This is a genomic window from Enterobacter sp. WCHEn090032 (assembly GCF_003986875.1).
GTDB lineage: Bacteria > Pseudomonadota > Gammaproteobacteria > Enterobacterales > Enterobacteriaceae > Enterobacter > Enterobacter sichuanensis.
In genome coordinates this window covers 142,500-159,938 of sequence record NZ_RXRN01000005.1, presented here as the reverse complement: position 1 = coordinate 159,938, position 17,439 = coordinate 142,500, and the positions used below count along the sequence as shown (strand labels likewise).

The following is a 17,439-nucleotide window of genomic DNA, read 5'->3' as shown; positions in this document are numbered from 1 at the left end:
AACTTTCAGGCGCAAAGGCCCGATTCTCTTTTCTTCCACCGGTCTGTGAAAGAAGAAATCTCTCAAAATAAACAGCAAGACTTTCTTATCAAGAAAGTCTTTAGTGTTTGCTCCCTCTCCCTGTGGGAGAGGGCCGGGGTGAGGGCATCAGGCCGCACTGTCCAGGCCGCACTCCCCTCTTTCCCCTGCATCACGAATACTTCTTCGTCCGCCGCGTCGGCGCCGTATTCACTGGATCGTCAGGCCAGACGTGTTTAGGGTAGCGCCCCTTCATCTCTTTTTGCACTTCACGGTAGCTCCCCGCCCAGAACGCCCCGAGATCGCGGGTGATCTGCAGCGGACGATGCGCGGGCGACAACAGCTCAAGCACCACCGGAACACGCCCTTCGGCGATGGACGGCGTGGTCGCCTCCCCAAACATCTCCTGCATCCGTACCGCCAGCGCCGGCGGATTATCCTCGTGATAACGAATGGCAATCCGGCTGCCGGTCGGCACAGTGTAATGCCCTGGCAGTTCACTATCCAGACGTTGACGTAACGACCAGTCGAGTAAATTCTGTAACGCGACCTTAACATCAAGCGCTTTCAGCGCCCGAAGCGAGTGTACACCGCTCATTTGCGGCAGTAGCCAGGTTTCCAGCGATGCAAGTAACGTGTCATCATCCACCGCCGGCCAGGCATATTCTGGCAGCCAGCGCGCGGCGCAGTGCAGACGAATACGGTACTGTTCGGCCTGCGGTGTCCAGTTCAGAACACCTAATCCTTTTTCCCGAATGCCGTTCAGCATCGCCAGATGCAGTTCCTCTTCCGACGGCTTCGCCAGCGGCTTCGTCCCGAGGGTCAGTTTACCTATCTGACTGCGACGAAATGCCTTCAGCGTACCCTGCGCATCATCCCACTCGACGATGTCGGACTGCTGGAGCAGCTGCGGGCACGCGCGGGTCAGGGTGTCGATATCCACGGCAATGGCCTGCAAAATCCGCGCATCCGGGGAGTGGCTTCCCTGCAGCAACAGCGGTGCGATCAGCCACTCATGGCGCGTCAGGGCGTCATCGCTGTCCAGCATCGCGCCCATACCGTTTGCCAGCTGGTAGCGACCATCCAGCCCGCGCCGACGGGCAATCCGGTCCGGAAACGCCTGCGCCAGAAGCCGTGGGATACTCTCACTGTCTGGCACGCCGCCGCGGCTGTTAAGCCGCTTACACAGCTGCTGCGCCCGCTGCTGCCAGTTTCCCTGATTGCGCGAAAAGGCCTGGGCCAGATCGCTGCTGCCTCCGCGTGGCGGCTCCTCAAGGATAGCGGACAGTTTCGCAGCCGTAGCGATTTCATCATCCCTCTTTGCCGCCACCAGCATGGCGGCCAGCCGGGGCTCGTTCCCCAGCGCGGCCATTTTTTGCCCGCGGGAGGACAACCGCTCACCGTCCAGGGCGCCAAGCTGAGTCAGTAAAGCCCGCGCAGCGGCAAGGTTGACGGCTGGCAGAGGATTAAGCCAGGTCAGCTGGGCGGGGTCCGGGCAGCCCCATTGCAGCAGTTCCATCACCAGTCCGGACAGATCGCTTTGTAAAATTTCCGGCGTACTTTGTTGTGCCGCGCGTTCAGCCTGCTCCGCGCTGGTCAAATGCAGGCAGATACCCGGCTCAAGACGTCCCGCACGGCCCGCGCGCTGTACCATCGACGCCTGGCTAATACGCTGCGTCAGAAGCTTAGTCAGCCCGGTACGCGGGTCAAAACTGGCCACTCTCTCCTGGGCGCTGTCCACCACCAGGCGAATCCCTTCAATGGTCAAACTGGTTTCAGCAATATTGGTCGCCAGCACCACCTTACGCTGTCCCGCTGGCGCGGGCAGGATCGCTTTACGCTGTTCGGCCAGCGACAGCGCACCGTAGAGCGGGCACAGCAGGACATCGCTGCTTACGCGGGAGGTCAGCTGTTCCTGCACGCGCTGGATCTCGCCCACGCCGGGTAAGAACAACAGCAGCGAACCGGGTTCCTGACGCAGCAGTTCTGCGGTTGCGATGGCCACGGCCTCATCAAAACGCTGATGCGCTGGCAGCGGCTGGTAGCGCCGCTCGACCGGGAATGCGCGTCCCTCCGAGCTAATGACCGGCGCGTGCGGCAACGCCTGCTGCAGCCGCTCATTATCCAGCGTCGCCGACATGATGAGCAGCCGAAGATCGTCGCGCAGCCCCTGCTGCACGTCCAGCAACAGCGCCAGGGCCAGATCCGCCTGCAGGCTGCGCTCGTGGAATTCATCCAGGATCACCAGCCCGACGCCGGTCAGCTCCGGATCGTTTTGCAGCATGCGGGTGAGGATCCCTTCGGTCACCACCTCAAGCCGCGTGGACGGCCCCACGCAGGTTTCGGCGCGCATGCGGTACCCCACCATCTCCCCCGGTTTTTCGTCCAGCAGTTCTGCCAGGCGCTGCGCCACGTTGCGTGCGGCCAGCCTGCGCGGCTCCAGCAGGATAATTTTCCCGCTGATGTTCCCGTCTTTCAGGATCTGTAGCGGCAGCCAGGTCGACTTACCGGCGCCCGTAGGCGCGTTAAGCAAAACCTGAGGGGCATGGTGTAAGGCAGCGAGAAGCTCAGGAAGGACGACGGCGACCGGCAATGAGGACACGAACAGCTCCAGAGGGTTAACATTAGTCGGCGTACATTGTAGCATCGGCGCATATCATTACCGAGTCCCCCTTATGCCTGAGTCGAAACGGCTGTTTTTTGCCATTGAATTGCCCGCCCCCCTTCAGCGTCAAATTGTACGCTGGCGCGCTGAACACTTCCCGCCGGAAGCTGGCCGCCCTGTCGCAGCGGCTAACCTGCACCTGACGCTGGCCTTTCTGGGGGACGTCAGCGCCGAAAAACAGCGGGCATTAGCCGCCATGGCCGGGCGCATTACCCAGCCGGCATTTACGCTGCACCTCGACGACGCGGGTCAGTGGCTGCGTTCGCGCGTGCTCTGGCTGGGGACGCGCCAGCCGCCGCGCGGGTTATTGCAACTGGCGAATATGCTGCGCGCACAGGCGGCGCGCAGCGGCTGTTATCAGAGTCCGCAGCCGTTTCATCCGCATATCACCTTGCTGCGCGATGCCGGCCAGGCCGTTGCCATCCCACCGCCGGGTTTTCACTGGGCTTTTCCGGTCAATGAATTCGCGCTTTACGAATCCGTCTTTGCACAGGGACGCACCCGCTATACGCCGCTCCAGCGCTGGCCGCTGGGCAACACCGAAAGGAATTCTGATGAAGTTTAGTCCTCCCCTGCAGCATGCCACGCTAGTCCAGCGCTACAAACGCTTCCTTGCCGACGTGATCACGCCTGAAGGCGTAGCGCTCACCCTGCATTGCCCCAATACGGGTGCCATGACGGGGTGCGCGACGCCGGGTGACACGGTCTGGTATTCCACGTCAGAAAATACGAAACGCAAATATGCCCATACCTGGGAAATGACTGAAACGCAAAATGGGGCATTTATTTGTGTGAATACCCTGCGCGCCAATCAGCTGGTAAAGGAAGCGCTGACCCTGGGAACCCTTCCCGAACTGGTGGGTTATGGCACGCATAAAAGCGAAGTGAAGTATGGCGATGAAAGCAGCAGAATTGACTTCATGTTACAGGCGGAAGACAGGCCTGAGTGCTATATTGAAGTAAAATCAGTGACGTTAGCGGAACAGGAAAATGGCTACTTCCCGGATGCGGTAACGCTACGTGGCCAGAAGCATCTGCGAGAGCTAATGAGTGTTGCGGCGGCGGGCAAACGCGCCGTGTTGCTGTTTGCGGTATTGCATTCAGCCATTGAACGGTTCTCCCCTGCCCGCCATATTGATCCTAAATACGCGCAATTGTTGAATGAGGCACAAAAGCAGGGGGTAGAGGTTTTAGCTTATAAAGCGGAACTTTCTGCCGATAATATGACTCTGAGATCCTCTCTTCCCATTGTCTTATAAGGGATTAGGCGATTGATGATTAAGTGTTCTGGCCGCGTGCGCAAATACGCTTTTCCTCACAGGCTTGTCAAGTGTTACGTTTAGATAATTGCCATACGGAAAAGCATCTGCTATTTATAGCGACCTGATTTTTCCCCCAACACGGGGATCGATAGTGCGTGTTAAGGAGAAGCAACATGCAAGAAGGGCAAAACCGTAAAACATCGTCCCTGAGTATTCTCGCCATCGCTGGGGTGGAGCCGTATCAAGAGAAGCCGGGCGAAGAGTATATGAACGAAGCCCAGCTGTCGCACTTCAAGCGTATTCTTGAAGCATGGCGTAATCAACTCAGGGATGAAGTCGATCGCACCGTTACTCATATGCAGGATGAAGCTGCTAACTTCCCGGATCCGGTAGACCGTGCCGCTCAGGAAGAAGAGTTCAGCCTCGAACTGCGTAACCGTGACCGCGAACGCAAACTGATCAAAAAGATCGAGAAAACGCTGAAAAAAGTCGAAGACGAAGATTTTGGCTACTGCGAATCCTGCGGTGTTGAAATTGGTATTCGTCGCCTGGAAGCGCGTCCAACCGCCGATCTGTGCATCGACTGTAAAACGCTGGCCGAAATCCGCGAAAAACAGATGGCCGGTTAATACCAGCGCTGTTTACACACTCCAAAGGCGGGAGTCTCTCCCGCCTTGTTACTGTTGATATGTCTGAATCACACTATATTGGGCGCTTCGCGCCATCTCCCTCCGGTGAATTACACTTCGGCTCATTAATTGCCGCGCTCGGCAGCTACCTGCAGGCTCGCGCCAGCCAGGGCAAATGGCTCGTTCGCATTGAAGATATTGACCCACCGCGTGAAGTTCCCGGTGCAGCAGAAACCATTCTGCGTCAGCTGGAACATTACGGTCTTCACTGGGATGACGAGGTTCTCTGGCAGTCAACACGTCACGACGCTTATCGCGAACGCCTGGCCTGGCTAAGCGCTCAGGGGCTTTCCTATAACTGCACCTGCACCCGCGCGCGTATCCAGAGCGTGGGAGGCGTCTATGACGGCCACTGCCGCACGCGTAACCTTCCGCCGGAAAATGCCGCCGTGCGCATCAGGCAGCGCGCCCCGGTGACGCGGTTTAACGATTTACTCTCCGGTGAGATCTTCGCCGATGCGCGTCTTGCCGCCGAGGATTTTATTATTCACCGTCGTGATGGCCTGTTCGCCTATAACCTGGCCGTGGTGGTGGACGATCATTTTCAGGGCGTAACGGAAATTGTGCGCGGGGCGGATCTGGTCGAGCCTACCGTGCGACAAATCTCGCTTTATCACCAGTTTGGCTGGACGGCACCGGATTACATTCATCTGCCGCTGGCGGTCAACGAGCAGGGCTGTAAGCTGTCAAAGCAGAATCACGCCCCTGCCCTGCCAGACGGCGATCCGCGGCCTGTTTTGATCGACGCGCTGCGATTTCTCAACCAGAATGTAACCAACGAATGGCAGGATCTGCGTATTGACGAACTGCTGAAAATGGCCGTCACCAACTGGACGCTCAGGGATGTGCCAAAAATCCAGCATTCTCAAATGCGTTGCGCTGAGCTATGATTAGCCGCTTTTTTCATAACAAAACACACTACGAGGTGTACCATTTTTACCCGAGTCGCTAATTTTTGCCGTAAAGTGCTAAGCCGCGAAGAGAGCATGGCGAACGATGCTATTGCGCAGCCACACATGTCGGTTATTCCGCGTGAGCAGCACACTATTTCCCGCAAAGATATCAGTGAAAATGCCCTCAAGGTGCTCTATCGTCTGAATAAAGCGGGCTACGAGGCCTATCTCGTCGGCGGTGGAGTACGTGATTTACTGCTGGGCAAAAAACCGAAAGATTTCGACGTGACGACCAGCGCCACGCCTGAGCAGGTGCGCAAATTATTCCGTAACTGCCGTCTTGTCGGTCGCCGTTTCCGTCTGGCTCACGTGATGTTTGGGCCCGAGATCATCGAAGTGGCGACCTTCCGCGGGCACCATGAAGCAGGCGCGTCCGATCGCACCACGTCGCAGCGTGGCCAGAATGGCATGCTGCTGCGCGATAATATCTTCGGCTCTATCGAAGAAGATGCCCAGCGTCGCGACTTCACCATCAACAGCCTTTATTACAGCGTGGCAGATTTCACCGTGCGCGATTACGTCGGCGGCATGCAGGACCTGCAAGAAGGTCTGATCCGTCTGATTGGCACGCCGGAAACGCGCTATCGTGAAGATCCCGTGCGTATGCTGCGCGCCGTGCGCTTCGCCGCCAAGCTGAATATGCGCATCAGCCCGGAAACGGCCGAGCCTATTCCGCGTCTGGCGACGCTGATCAACGACGTGCCGCCAGCCCGCCTGTTTGAAGAGGCGCTGAAGCTGCTGCAGGCCGGTTACGGCTTTGAAACCTATAATCTGCTGCGTGAATACAACCTGTTCCAGCCGCTGTTCCCGACCATTACCCGCTACTTCACCGAAAACGGTGATAGCCCAATGGAGCGGATGATTGCCCAGGTGCTGAAGAATACCGACACCCGTATCCGCAACGACATGCGCGTGAACCCGGCGTTCCTGTTCGCGGCGATGTTCTGGTATCCGCTGCTGGAAACGGCCCAGCGTATTACCCAGGAGAGCGGTCTCGCCTATTACGATGCTTTCGCGCTGGCCGCAAACGACGTGCTGGACGAGGGCTGCCGTACGCTGGCTATTCCGAAACGTATTACCACCCTGGTGCGCGATATCTGGCAGCTTCAGCTGCGTATGTCCCGTCGCCAGGGCAAACGCGCCTGGAAGCTGATGGAGCATCCTAAGTTCCGCGCGGCGTTTGATCTGCTGTCACTGCGCGCTGAAGTGGAACGCAATCAGGAGCTGCAGCGTCTGGCACAGTGGTGGGCCGAGTTCCAGGTCTCCGCGCCGCCGGAGCAGAAAGATATGCTCACCGGCCTTGATGAAGAGCCGGCCCCGCGTCGCCGCCACCGTCGTCCGCGCAAACGCGCCCCGCGTCGCGAAGGCACGGCATGACCCTCGCGTATATCGCTATCGGCAGCAATTTAGCCTCTCCGCTGGAGCAGGTGAATGCTGCCGTTCAGGCGCTGGGGGAGATCCCGCAAAGCAGGATCGTGGCGGTCTCCTCTTTCTACCGCACGCCACCGCTGGGACCGCAGGATCAGCCGGATTACCTGAACGCCGCCGTGGTACTGGAAACCGCTCTGGACGCCGAAACGTTGCTGGATAACACTCAGCGCATCGAGCTGCAGCAGGGTCGTGTACGCAAAGCCGAACGCTGGGGACCGCGCACGCTGGATCTCGACATTATGCTGTTTGGTCATGACGTCATTAATACCGACCGCCTCACCGTTCCGCATTACGATATGAAAAATCGCGGGTTTATGCTCTGGCCGCTGTTTGAAGTCGCGCCCGATCTCACCTTCCCCGACGGCATTCCGCTCAGGGACATTCTGGACAACCTCCACGCGGAAAGACCCGCTCGCTGGTAAGCCTGTTAGCCACAAAATAAATGTGGCTAATCGACGACCTAAAATCATTGTTCCCCCGAATGTTACTGTTAGAATGCGCAAAGATTCGCTTTGGGCTATCAGGAAACAGTATGAAACCAACCACCATCTCCTTACTGCAGAAATGCAAACAGGAAAAAAAACGCTTCGCCACCATCACCGCGTATGACTACAGCTTCGCCAAACTGTTTGCCGAAGAGGGTATCAACGTCATGCTGGTCGGAGATTCGTTAGGGATGACGGTACAAGGACATGATTCCACCCTTCCGGTGACGGTTGAGGATATTGCTTACCATACCCGCGCCGTGCGTCGTGGCGCACCGGCCTGCCTGCTGCTTTCCGACCTGCCGTTTATGGCCTACGCCACACCAGAGCAGGCATTCGACAATGCGGCAACGGTCATGCGTGCCGGGGCGAATATGGTCAAAATTGAAGGCGGCGCCTGGCTGGTGGAGACGGTGAAAATGCTCACCGAGCGCGCCGTGCCGGTGTGCGGTCATCTTGGCCTGACGCCGCAATCCGTGAATATCTTTGGCGGGTATAAGGTACAAGGCCGTGGCGATGCAGCCCAGACGCTGTTTGAGGATGCGCTGGCGCTGGAAGCTGCAGGCGCGCAGCTGTTGGTTCTGGAGTGCGTGCCGGTTGAACTGGCGAAACGCATCACCGACGCGCTGTCGATTCCGGTGATTGGTATTGGCGCGGGCAACGTGACCGATGGTCAGATTCTGGTGATGCATGACGCCTTTGGCATCACCGGTGGGCATATCCCGAAATTTGCCAAAAATTTCCTCGCGGAAGCGGGCGACATGCGCGCCGCGGTCAGGCAGTATATTGCCGACGTTGAATCCGGTGTTTACCCGGGTGAAGAACACAGTTTCCATTAAGGAGTCTCGTTGTGCTAATCATTGAAACCCTGCCGCTGCTTCGCCAGCATATCCGTCGCGCGCGTCAGGAAGGTAAACGTATTGCACTGGTCCCGACCATGGGCAACCTGCATGATGGCCATATGAAGCTGGTCGACGAAGCGAGAGCCCGTGCAGATATCGTGGTGGTCAGTATCTTCGTTAACCCAATGCAGTTTGACCGGGCCGACGACCTGGCACGCTATCCGCGCACCCTGCAGGAAGACTGCGAGAAGCTGAAAAAACGCCATGCGGACATCGTCTTCGCGCCGGCACCGGCGGACGTATATCCACAGGGTACGGAAGAGGCAACCTACGTTGACGTACCGGGTATCTCCACCATGCTCGAAGGCGCAAGCCGCCCGGGCCATTTCCGTGGCGTATCGACCATCGTCAGCAAGCTGTTCAACCTGGTGCAGCCTGACGTTGCCTGCTTTGGTGAGAAAGATTTCCAGCAGCTCGCGCTCATTCGCAAGATGGTGGCCGACATGGGCTATGATATCGAGATCGTGGGCGTGCCGATTGTGCGCGCTAAAGACGGTCTGGCGCTCAGCTCCCGTAACGGCTACCTGACCGCAGAGCAGCGTAAGATCGCCCCGGGATTAAGCAAAGTCATGAACACCATGGCGGATCAGCTTCTGGCGAAAGAGTTAACCGCAGAAGAGATTATTGCTCTGGCTGAACAGGCGCTGAACGACAAAGGCTTCCGCGCTGACGATATTCAAATCCGCGATGCCGACACGCTTCTGGCGCTTGCAGAGACCAGCAAACGCGCGGTCATTCTGGTGGCGGCATGGCTTGGCCAGGCCCGTCTCATCGACAACAAAGTGGTTGAACTGGCGTAGTTTTTCTACCCGGAAAATGAAAGGTAAACGTAATGATTCGCAAAATGCTGCAAGGTAAGCTTCACCGTGTGAAAGTCACCCAGGCCGACCTGCACTATGAAGGCTCCTGCGCGATCGATCAGGATTTTCTCGACGCGGCGGGTATTCTCGAAAACGAAGCCATTGATATCTGGAACGTGAACAACGGCAAGCGTTTCTCTACCTATGCCATTGCCGCCGAGCGCGGGTCAAAGATCATCTCCGTGAACGGCGCGGCTGCGCACTGCGCGGACGTGGGCGACATTGTGATCATCGCCAGCTTCGTGATGATGTCTGACGAAGAAGCGCGCCGCTGGCAGCCGAAAGTGGCCTACTTCGAAGGCGACAACGAGATGAAACGCACCGCGAAAGCGATCCCGGTTCAGGTTGCCTGATTTACCCCTGCGGCTGATTGCTGATCAGCCGCGACATCGTCTCCAGCGAATCCGTTCTTAAGATATAGAGGCGTTTCAGTAAGAACGGATTATCCCCCGGCTTGACCTTCCCCTTCATCGTTGTCACCGCCAGGTGAAAACCGGCGTCATTTGCTGCTTTAATCGCTTTCGTGTCGTAGCTCCCAAACGGATAGGAGAGATACAACACTCGCGGATTGAACTGCGCCAGCCCCCGGCGCGAGCGTTCAAAATCGAAGAGGATCACGTGATAGCTGCGGCTGAGCAAAATCGGATGTTTGTTACCATCGACGCGGTGCAGAAAGTGCGTATGGGACTGAATATCAAACACGTCCTGGATACCCTTCAGCTCCTGAACGCTCATAAACTGCAGCGATTTAGGATCCCACTTCTGCGGATGGCGCTTAATGCGTGACGAAATGATAAACGCCGTGGCGTTAAAGCCGTACTCTTTCAGAACCGGATACGCATAGCGGCTCACCGATTTCAGCCCGTCGTCAAAGGTGATCACCACCGATTTGGCAGGCAGATTCAGTTTGTTACGCACATACCCTTCCAGCTGATACATCGTCAGGGTGGTGTATCCCTGATCGCGCAGCCAGGCCATCTGGTTGTTAAAGGCACGTACGCTGGTCGTGGTAGAGGTATGACGAAAACGGGTGTTCTCTTCATCACGCAGAATATGATGGTAGGTCAGAACCGGGATCCCGTTATCTTCCTGCGCATCCAGACTACTGACCCACGCCAGGCGGTTGCCGATGCGGATCTGAAACCAGGTCTGATTCAGACGGTCTTTCAGCTTATTCAGTATCGGATAGCGAAGGTTGGCGCTTAATGTGCCGAACGGCGCACTCCCGCTGGAAGGCGCATTAAACACCGGCGTGTCTTTCCAGGTGATAAGGTTCTGGTTGCTCAGGGGTTTATTCAGATCGCCGAGGCTATCCTCGACGCGCTGTTTTCCCTGAACCGGCTCAAGGTGCCCCTTGTCGATAAAGCCAGTCCCAAAACCGAAGCGAAATTCGTAGTAATCTGCAGCAGCAGGAACAACGCCCAGTATCTGTCCCGCACGCACGTTGCCAACGTTAACGACCGCGTTTCCAACCTGTGCCCAGATCGCCGCGTCTTCCGTGGTTTGCATGTATTGTGCTACTGCCTTTTGGTCGCTGAGCAGGCTGGCGGACGCGCTACAGGAAAAGATCATCAGGACCAGGACAAATCGAATAAACATGAACCCTATAAGCCTTCAACATTCATCTTTCACCATTGTAACATAATGATTCTCATAACTCTGCTTTAATGTCCCTCTGGCTAAGTTCTTTCTTAAAACGAGAATAAAAAAAACCTCTAAATCACTTTTATTTCATTTCCCCGATACTGCAAATAAAAACAACCCCCTGTATTTACTCGCAAAAAAAGATGCACGCAAATCATTTAGTTAAACTTAACAGACACCTAAAAAAAACGAAATCCAATAACAAAACACCTGCCATTAGTATAATTAGCAGCAAAACAATTGATGTAATAAATATGTAGAACTGAGGCGGGATTTTATGTCAGGTATCAAACTTAACGTTGTAAAGGCGTCAGCACTGTTATTGGCTGGTCTTATTTCCTTTCATGCTTGTGCCGACATTATCATTTCCGGGACGCGTATCGTTTATCCTTCCACGGCAAAAGATGTGACGGTCAACCTGCAGAACAAAGGCAATAAACCTTTACTGGTTCAGTCGTGGCTGGATGACGGACGCGATAACGTTAATCCTCAGCAGCTAAAACTCCCTTTTATTGTTACGCCTCCCGTCACGCGTGTGGATGCACATAAAGGCCAGGCGATTCGCATTACCTGGCTGGGCCAAAATATGCCTCAGGACCGAGAGTCGCTATACTGGTTTAATGTTCTGGAAGTTCCACCCAAAGCGCAAGGGGCGGATAAGAAAAACCTTTTGCAGGTGGCTTTCCGTACCCGCATTAAATTATTTTTCCGCCCGGAGGGGTTAAAAGGTACAGCGGCAGAAGCCGTAAAAAATCTTAAGTGGTCTCTGAACGCTGCCGCAGGTAGCAGCGTCGTGACAGCAAAAAATGACTCACCTTTTAATATTTCGATTGCCAGTGCAGAACTGAGCGCCGGGGGGAAAAGGTATTCTATTGAGAGCCATTCGGTTAAACCGTTCTCCAGTGAAAACATGAAAATCAAGGGCACCCTGAACGGGACCTCCGGCATGCTTAATTTTGTATCCATTAATGATTTTGGCGGTTCTGAAAACCATCAAATCGCCATTGCGCGTTAATCAATACATATTACAGATAAGCCTCACCGTGAAATATGTCATTCCGATACGCATTATTCTCTCTTCTGCTGTGTGCCGCCCTGAATGCACACGCAGAAGAACATACTGCATCGTCTGTTACCGGAGGCGAAAATAATGATATTGAGTTTAACGATCAGTTTTTATTTACTACTGACGGGAATATTGATGTCCATCGTTTTTCCCGAGGTAACCCCGTTACGCCCGGTATTCATCGCGTAACGCTTGTTGTTAACGGCATAACAAAAGCGGTGACGGATGTTGAATTTGCGGATAACGGTACCGCCCGTGCCACACCCTGTATTCCCCTCAAAATACTAAAGCAGATGGATGTAGATATTTCTCATCTCAAAATCGACGATAACGACGATACGTGCCTGGATATCGCCACCTTATATCCAGGTTCGACGGTTGATTTTGACACCACAAGTCAGGCGCTGAACATCAGCCTGCCGCAACTGTTTCTGCTGAAACACGCGGCGGGCTATATCGACCCGTCACTTTGGGACGAGGGTATTCCCGCGGGGTTGCTGTCTTACGATATGAATGCCTGGCATAACCAGGGCCAGCAGTCGCAGCGCGACAGCGCCTATGCCGGGCTTCACTATGGTGTTAACTACGGGCCGTGGCGGTTGCGCTCAAACGGAAGCCTGAACTGGGATCAGCAGAGCGGTACCCGCTACGATAACCAGGATATTTATCTGCAAAGGGATATTACGCCGCTCAAGGCGCAGATGGTGATGGGCGATTCCTGGACACGTGGGGATGCCTTCGATGCCCTCCATCTTCGGGGTGGCCGTCTGTTTAACGATGACCGAATGCTACCCGGCGGAATGTCCAGCTACGCTCCCGTGATCCGCGGCACGGCTAACACCAATGCCAAAATCACCGTCACCCAGAGCGGGAATAAAATCTACGAAACCACCGTTCCCCCAGGGGCATTTGAGATTAACGATCTGAATGCCACCGGTTATGGACAAGACCTCACCGTGACCATAGAAGAGGCAGACGGTAGCCAACACGCTTTTACCGTTCCCTTCTCCTCCGTCACACAGATGTTACGGCCAGGCTATGCCCGCTGGGAGGCCGGGGTGGGTGAGTTGCAGGATGAGGCTTTACATCACTCACCCAGACTGGCGTTTGGCACACTCTATTATGGCCTCAATAACCTTTTTACCGGTTATACCGGGCTGCAATATACCGATATGGGTTTTTCTGCAGCTCTGGCTGGCATCGCCATGAATACGCCTCTGGGGGCGTTTGCCTTTGATGTGACCCGCTCTTCAGCACAGATTGATTCGATTCCGGCAATGAAAGGCCAGAGCTACCGTCTCTCCTGGAACAAGACCGTTGACCAGACGGATACGTCTCTGAATGTCGCAGCGCTGCGCTTTTCAACGCAGGACTATCTCAGCCTGGATGACGCCGCCCAGTTGCAGGATCACATTCAGTATGATGGCCAGAGTGCGGACGAAGCCAAACAAAACCTCCAGCAAATGAAGAACCAGTTACAAATAAACCTGAACCAGCCGCTGGACATAAATAAACAGAACTATGGATCTCTTTATATTAACGGCAGCTGGCAAAGCTGGTGGAACGGGAATAACCAGACGGCCAGTTATGCGATGGGCTACAGCAACAATTTTCGTTATGGCAGTTATAACGTGTCTCTGCAACGGACCTATGATGCATTTGGCGAAGCAGATAACAGCCTCTATTTAAATTTCAGCATACCGTTTGACTCGTTCTTAAAAAATAAAAACAGTCTCGCCGGTTTTAACAACGTGAATATGGGAATGAGCTCAGACCTGAGACATTCACATAACCTCAATATGACGGCTAACGGTGCTTCGCAAGACAGTCGCTATAACTACAGTGTGACGACGAGTTACAGCCAAAGCACCGCTGAAAATTTAAGTCAGGTGAGCGCCTATGGCAGCTATAACAGCGACTATGGCCCTCTTAGCCTTTCCGCGTCGTCAGATTCACAAAACAGCCAACAGTACTCTGCCAGCTACAGTGGCGGAGCGATTATTCACGGTGGCGGAGTCACCTTCACGCCCGGCAGCATTGGTGAAAATGACGCGCTGGCGCTCATTAAGGCCAGTGGCGCAAAGGGAGCCCATGTGAGCAACAGCCGTGGCGAAATCAGTGACTCAGGGTATGTCGTCATGCCTTATCTCTCTGCATACCGCGAAAATCGGATCACCCTGGATACCAGTACCTTAACGGAGGATGTCGCCGTTGAAAATAACAGCACCGTGGAGGTACCGCGTAATGGCGCGGTGGTGATGGTTGATTTTAAAACGAATGAGGGTCGCTCGGCGGTGCTCGAATTAACGCGTTCAGATAGCGGGTTTATTCCGCTGGGCGCAGACGTCATGAATGAAAAGGGAGACATCATTGGAAGCGTAGGCCAGGCAGGGCAAGCATATGTCAGGGGGGTAAATGAAACAGGTAAATTAACCGTAGTATGGGGAGCAGGAACGGATGAAACCTGCTCAGTAAATTATCATTTTGGTACTGATGAACAGAAGGTGGGTTTAACCACCATCCTCCATAACCAAACATGCATTATGCAAAGGAAACATTAAATATGGAAAATAACGTAACTGCTTTTGATAAAAAGCGATTTCTCGTCCATACCGCGCTGGTTGCCGTTTTATTTTCGGCGACGTGCGGCGTCAGAGCAGCAGAGAACCTCGACCTGACCTTCAGCGCAAATATCCGGGAAACAACCTGTGATATTAAAATTGATGGGGGAACAGGTGATGGCACAAATAATACCATTACGATTGGCGCTAACGGGAATACCCGTGTAGATACGATTGCAACGGGAGAAGCAAAAGAAAACTTCAAACTGGTGATCACCGAGTGCCCTTCCAGTCTGGTTTCATTAAAGACGGAAGTGGCAGGTACCGCTTCAGGTAGCGTCAACACCGCTATCGCGAACGGCATCGACTCATCAGCAGGAGGAGCCGCCAACACGGGGCTGTCTATTGCGCGTGTCTCTGCTCCGGATGCCCCTTTTGTCATCAACTCGACAGATGACAGTAAACGGCTGGTATGGACACCAGCAGAAATCAGCGCAAAAGAAGTTGGGCTGGTGGCCACGATGGTAGAAACCGTAGCCAATCAGGCCACAACGGGCTCATTTCGAGCCATTGCGACGTTTAACTTCAGTTACGAATAACGGGACAGGGAAAGGAGCGAGTAATGCGTAAACATCTGACGGCTTTAACAATGGCGATTTGCGGTGGACTGTTGTCCTTCGCCTCACAGGCACAGATCAGCGGTACATCCAGTCTGACGGCAACATTTGAAACCAATGTTGTGCCAGGCACCTGTACCGCAGAAATTCAGGATTCCACAGGCAATGCATCGACAGAGATTAATTTTGGCGATGTGTTCAAGTCTGATCTGACGGCGAAAAGCCGTATCGAAGCCTTTAAACTGAATTTCAGCAACTGTTCGGGGGTGAAAAGCGCCACCGTGCAGGCCACCCCGGGCGCAGGCACAAGCTGTTCTACCGGATCCAGCGACAAATTTGGTTCAACACACGGAACGGCTTTCGAAGTCTGGAAAGGTCTTGCCGATACCGGCACCGTTCTCAATTGCACCACCCAACCCACCCAAAACGTGACGATCAGTTCGGGTTCCGGTTCGCTGGATATGAATGCGCGTATTGTTATTGCCGATGGAAAAACCATTGCCGATGTTACGCCTGGAGCGGTGACATCCCTGGTAACGTTCATGGTGACCTATCAGTGAAACCAGAGAGGAATTGTCCGGACGGATGCCGGCAGTTCCTTTCTTTTTCTGCGTAGATTTCAACTTATGATAAAAAAGAGTGCTTTCAATGCCCTGGCGATGCTTCTGGTATTTGCCGCCTTTGGAATGCTGTGCCGCCCGGCATTGGCCGATCAAAGCTGTTATATCGAAAGCAATAACGCGGGCACATATACCACCGGAAGCTCATCGCTTCTTAACCTCTCGACAAATAAAGTTTCCACGCCAACGAGCCTGGATGTGACATCCACATATGTGATCCAGTTTATTACCAGCAACCCAATAGGCTGTAAAAACTGGAACCCCTACGACAATACCGTCCACTTTACGAATGCCGCAGGGAATTTGCTCGATACGCAATACACCACGCCAGAGGGCAACGCCCTGCTTAAAACCACGGTGCCGGGCATTGACTACACTGTCGAGTTAATGTGTTACGTATCAGATGGTTGCGGTTCATCGCATCCAACGGTTGATCTCTATCTGAAGGGAGGAAATGGCACAGATAATACGGTGCCATCACAAAGCAGTGGGGCTCCCTATGCCGATGCCGACAGCCAATGGAAGCTCAAATTTACGCTCTGGATCACGCCACAATTTAAACCGCAGAAAGGTATCAATACCGGAAACTCACTCGCCGGTACGATTGCCTATTTTCAAATTGGAACCAGCAGTCAGCCCAAAATTATCTTCAGTGCCACAACCAGCACGCTGAAATTTACGGTCCCGGCAAGCAGTTGCTCATTTGGTGTCGCCCAGGGGGATACCGTCTCGGGTAATAACGTTGCGCTGGGTGATTACTGGATAGATGATATTAAAAACAACAACACGCCGGTTATTCCCTTCTCAATCTCCCTTGCAAGCTGTTATACCCCCAAGCTCAGGGTGAAGATGACATCGGCCTTTGTTTCTCCGGATCACAGCATGTTAGGGCTGAGTAGCGGGAGCGCGGCAGGGGTCGCCGTCAGGATCATTAACACGGATACTTCCAGCGTGATGATCCCAAACAGTGAAACCAGTACCGATATTGATCGCAACAGTGACTGGTCATCTCTGGAGAATCTTCACTTTTCAGCCCAACTGTTAGCCGATGGAGGGGCGATTAAAGCGGGCGATTTCAATGCAGCAGCCACCTTTTTGATGGATTATGAATAGAAAAAAGCTCAGTGGTTGTCGCGTTCGTGAAACAGGACAAAGGGCGGATTTTTTTGCTGCTGATGCCATAAACTGGTCACGCCGGGTTCGCCCTGCGCCACGATGGCATCACGAAATTCTGCGCTGCTCAATGACTCACGCCGGGGATACATTAACTCGAGTAAAGCGAGATTAATTCCCGAGATGACCTCACAGCAGTCGTGTTTGTGGCTCAACAGAGCCGCTGCACGATATGGCGCCGCGCCTGATTTATCGGTAAGAAAAATAACGCCGTCACCGGTGTCCGTTTCATGCAGGGCATCGCACATCATTCGGCTGAGCATGTTGGTGCTCAGACCGCGCCAGTAATTGACTGCCCGACATTGCACCAACGGACCAAACCTGGCTTCAAGCTTGTCCAGCATATCCTGCGCGTGTTCATCGTGGCAGGTGATAACCCATCCCAGCATAACTCTCTCCTTAGCAGGCAAGTAGTTTAGCGGAGTGAAGGTTAGCTTTCGGTGATAACTGTCAAAGAAAAGCGCCCGGCAAACAGAATGTCGCCGGGCGGAAG

General features: G+C 54.3%; 17 protein-coding genes. 14 read left to right on the top strand and 3 right to left on the bottom strand.

Annotated elements, in window-relative coordinates:
- Positions 1-190: 190 nt before the first annotated feature.
- Complete coding sequence (gene hrpB / locus EKN83_RS06180; RefSeq protein WP_126800513.1) at positions 191-2,620, bottom strand: ATP-dependent helicase HrpB; 2,430 nt, start codon at positions 2,618-2,620, stop codon at positions 191-193.
- A gap of 73 nt (positions 2,621-2,693) precedes the next feature.
- Here hrpB and thpR point away from each other — a divergent pair, with 73 nt between their 5' ends.
- From thpR to panD, 9 genes are all read left to right on the top strand, one after another.
- A complete protein-coding gene (gene thpR / locus EKN83_RS06175) occupies positions 2,694-3,248 on the top strand; it encodes an RNA 2',3'-cyclic phosphodiesterase (protein WP_025756801.1) in 555 nt (184 codons plus the stop codon).
- Positions 3,238-3,942 carry a DNA/RNA nuclease SfsA gene (sfsA, locus tag EKN83_RS06170; RefSeq protein WP_025756800.1) on the top strand — a complete coding sequence of 235 codons (705 nt, stop codon included), beginning with the start codon at positions 3,238-3,240 and terminating at the stop codon, positions 3,940-3,942. Before thpR ends, sfsA begins: the two co-directional genes overlap by 11 nt.
- 176 nt (positions 3,943-4,118) lie before the next feature.
- The gene (gene dksA, locus EKN83_RS06165) at positions 4,119-4,574 is read left to right on the top strand and encodes an RNA polymerase-binding protein DksA (protein ID WP_001155232.1); all 456 of its coding nucleotides are present in this window, start codon (positions 4,119-4,121) and stop codon (positions 4,572-4,574) included.
- 59 nt (positions 4,575-4,633) lie between these two features.
- Positions 4,634-5,524 (top strand): tRNA glutamyl-Q(34) synthetase GluQRS, encoded by an 891-nt coding sequence (gluQRS, locus tag EKN83_RS06160; RefSeq protein WP_025756799.1) that lies wholly within the window; start codon positions 4,634-4,636, stop codon positions 5,522-5,524.
- A gap of 42 nt (positions 5,525-5,566) precedes the next feature.
- On the top strand, positions 5,567-6,964 hold the full coding sequence (pcnB, locus tag EKN83_RS06155) for a polynucleotide adenylyltransferase PcnB (RefSeq protein ID WP_195759419.1): 1,398 nt from the start codon (positions 5,567-5,569) through the stop codon (positions 6,962-6,964).
- Positions 6,961-7,440 (top strand): 2-amino-4-hydroxy-6-hydroxymethyldihydropteridine diphosphokinase, encoded by a 480-nt coding sequence (gene folK / locus EKN83_RS06150; RefSeq protein WP_025756797.1) that lies wholly within the window; start codon positions 6,961-6,963, stop codon positions 7,438-7,440. Before pcnB ends, folK begins: the two co-directional genes overlap by 4 nt.
- Positions 7,441-7,550: 110 nt before the next feature.
- A complete protein-coding gene (gene panB, locus EKN83_RS06145) occupies positions 7,551-8,342 on the top strand; it encodes a 3-methyl-2-oxobutanoate hydroxymethyltransferase (protein ID WP_025756796.1) in 792 nt (263 codons plus the stop codon).
- A gap of 11 nt (positions 8,343-8,353) precedes the next feature.
- Positions 8,354-9,205, top strand: coding sequence for a pantoate--beta-alanine ligase (gene panC / locus EKN83_RS06140; RefSeq protein ID WP_126800512.1), 852 nt, complete (start codon positions 8,354-8,356; stop codon positions 9,203-9,205).
- 32 nt (positions 9,206-9,237) lie between these two features.
- The gene (gene panD, locus EKN83_RS06135; RefSeq protein WP_003856284.1) at positions 9,238-9,618 is read left to right on the top strand and encodes an aspartate 1-decarboxylase; all 381 of its coding nucleotides are present in this window, start codon (positions 9,238-9,240) and stop codon (positions 9,616-9,618) included.
- 1 nt (position 9,619) lies between these two features.
- Here panD and EKN83_RS06130 read toward each other — a convergent pair whose 3' ends face one another.
- Positions 9,620-10,864, bottom strand: coding sequence for a polysaccharide deacetylase family protein (locus EKN83_RS06130; protein WP_095449655.1), 1,245 nt, complete (start codon positions 10,862-10,864; stop codon positions 9,620-9,622).
- 322 nt (positions 10,865-11,186) lie between these two features.
- Between EKN83_RS06130 and EKN83_RS06125 the strand changes: the two genes are divergently transcribed.
- The 5 genes from EKN83_RS06125 to EKN83_RS06105 all read left to right on the top strand — a co-directional run bounded on the left by EKN83_RS06125 (position 11,187) and on the right by EKN83_RS06105 (position 16,886).
- A complete protein-coding gene (locus tag EKN83_RS06125) occupies positions 11,187-11,924 on the top strand; it encodes a fimbrial chaperone (RefSeq protein WP_059385835.1) in 738 nt (245 codons plus the stop codon).
- 35 nt (positions 11,925-11,959) lie between these two features.
- Positions 11,960-14,536, top strand: a complete 2,577-nt coding sequence (locus EKN83_RS06120; protein WP_126800511.1) for an outer membrane usher protein — start codon at positions 11,960-11,962, stop codon at positions 14,534-14,536.
- A gap of 2 nt (positions 14,537-14,538) precedes the next feature.
- Positions 14,539-15,135, top strand: a complete 597-nt coding sequence (locus tag EKN83_RS06115) for a fimbrial protein (protein WP_045285858.1) — start codon at positions 14,539-14,541, stop codon at positions 15,133-15,135.
- A gap of 23 nt (positions 15,136-15,158) precedes the next feature.
- Complete coding sequence (locus EKN83_RS06110; RefSeq protein ID WP_025756791.1) at positions 15,159-15,713, top strand: fimbrial protein; 555 nt, start codon at positions 15,159-15,161, stop codon at positions 15,711-15,713.
- Between the two features lie 66 nt (positions 15,714-15,779).
- Positions 15,780-16,886: a fimbrial protein gene (locus tag EKN83_RS06105; protein WP_126800510.1), complete on the top strand. Its 1,107-nt coding sequence runs from the start codon at positions 15,780-15,782 to the stop codon at positions 16,884-16,886.
- A gap of 8 nt (positions 16,887-16,894) precedes the next feature.
- Here the strand turns inward: EKN83_RS06105 and EKN83_RS06100 are convergent, their stop codons facing one another.
- On the bottom strand, positions 16,895-17,335 hold the full coding sequence (locus tag EKN83_RS06100) for a PTS sugar transporter subunit IIA (protein ID WP_025756789.1): 441 nt from the start codon (positions 17,333-17,335) through the stop codon (positions 16,895-16,897).
- Positions 17,336-17,439: the final 104 nt, after the last annotated feature.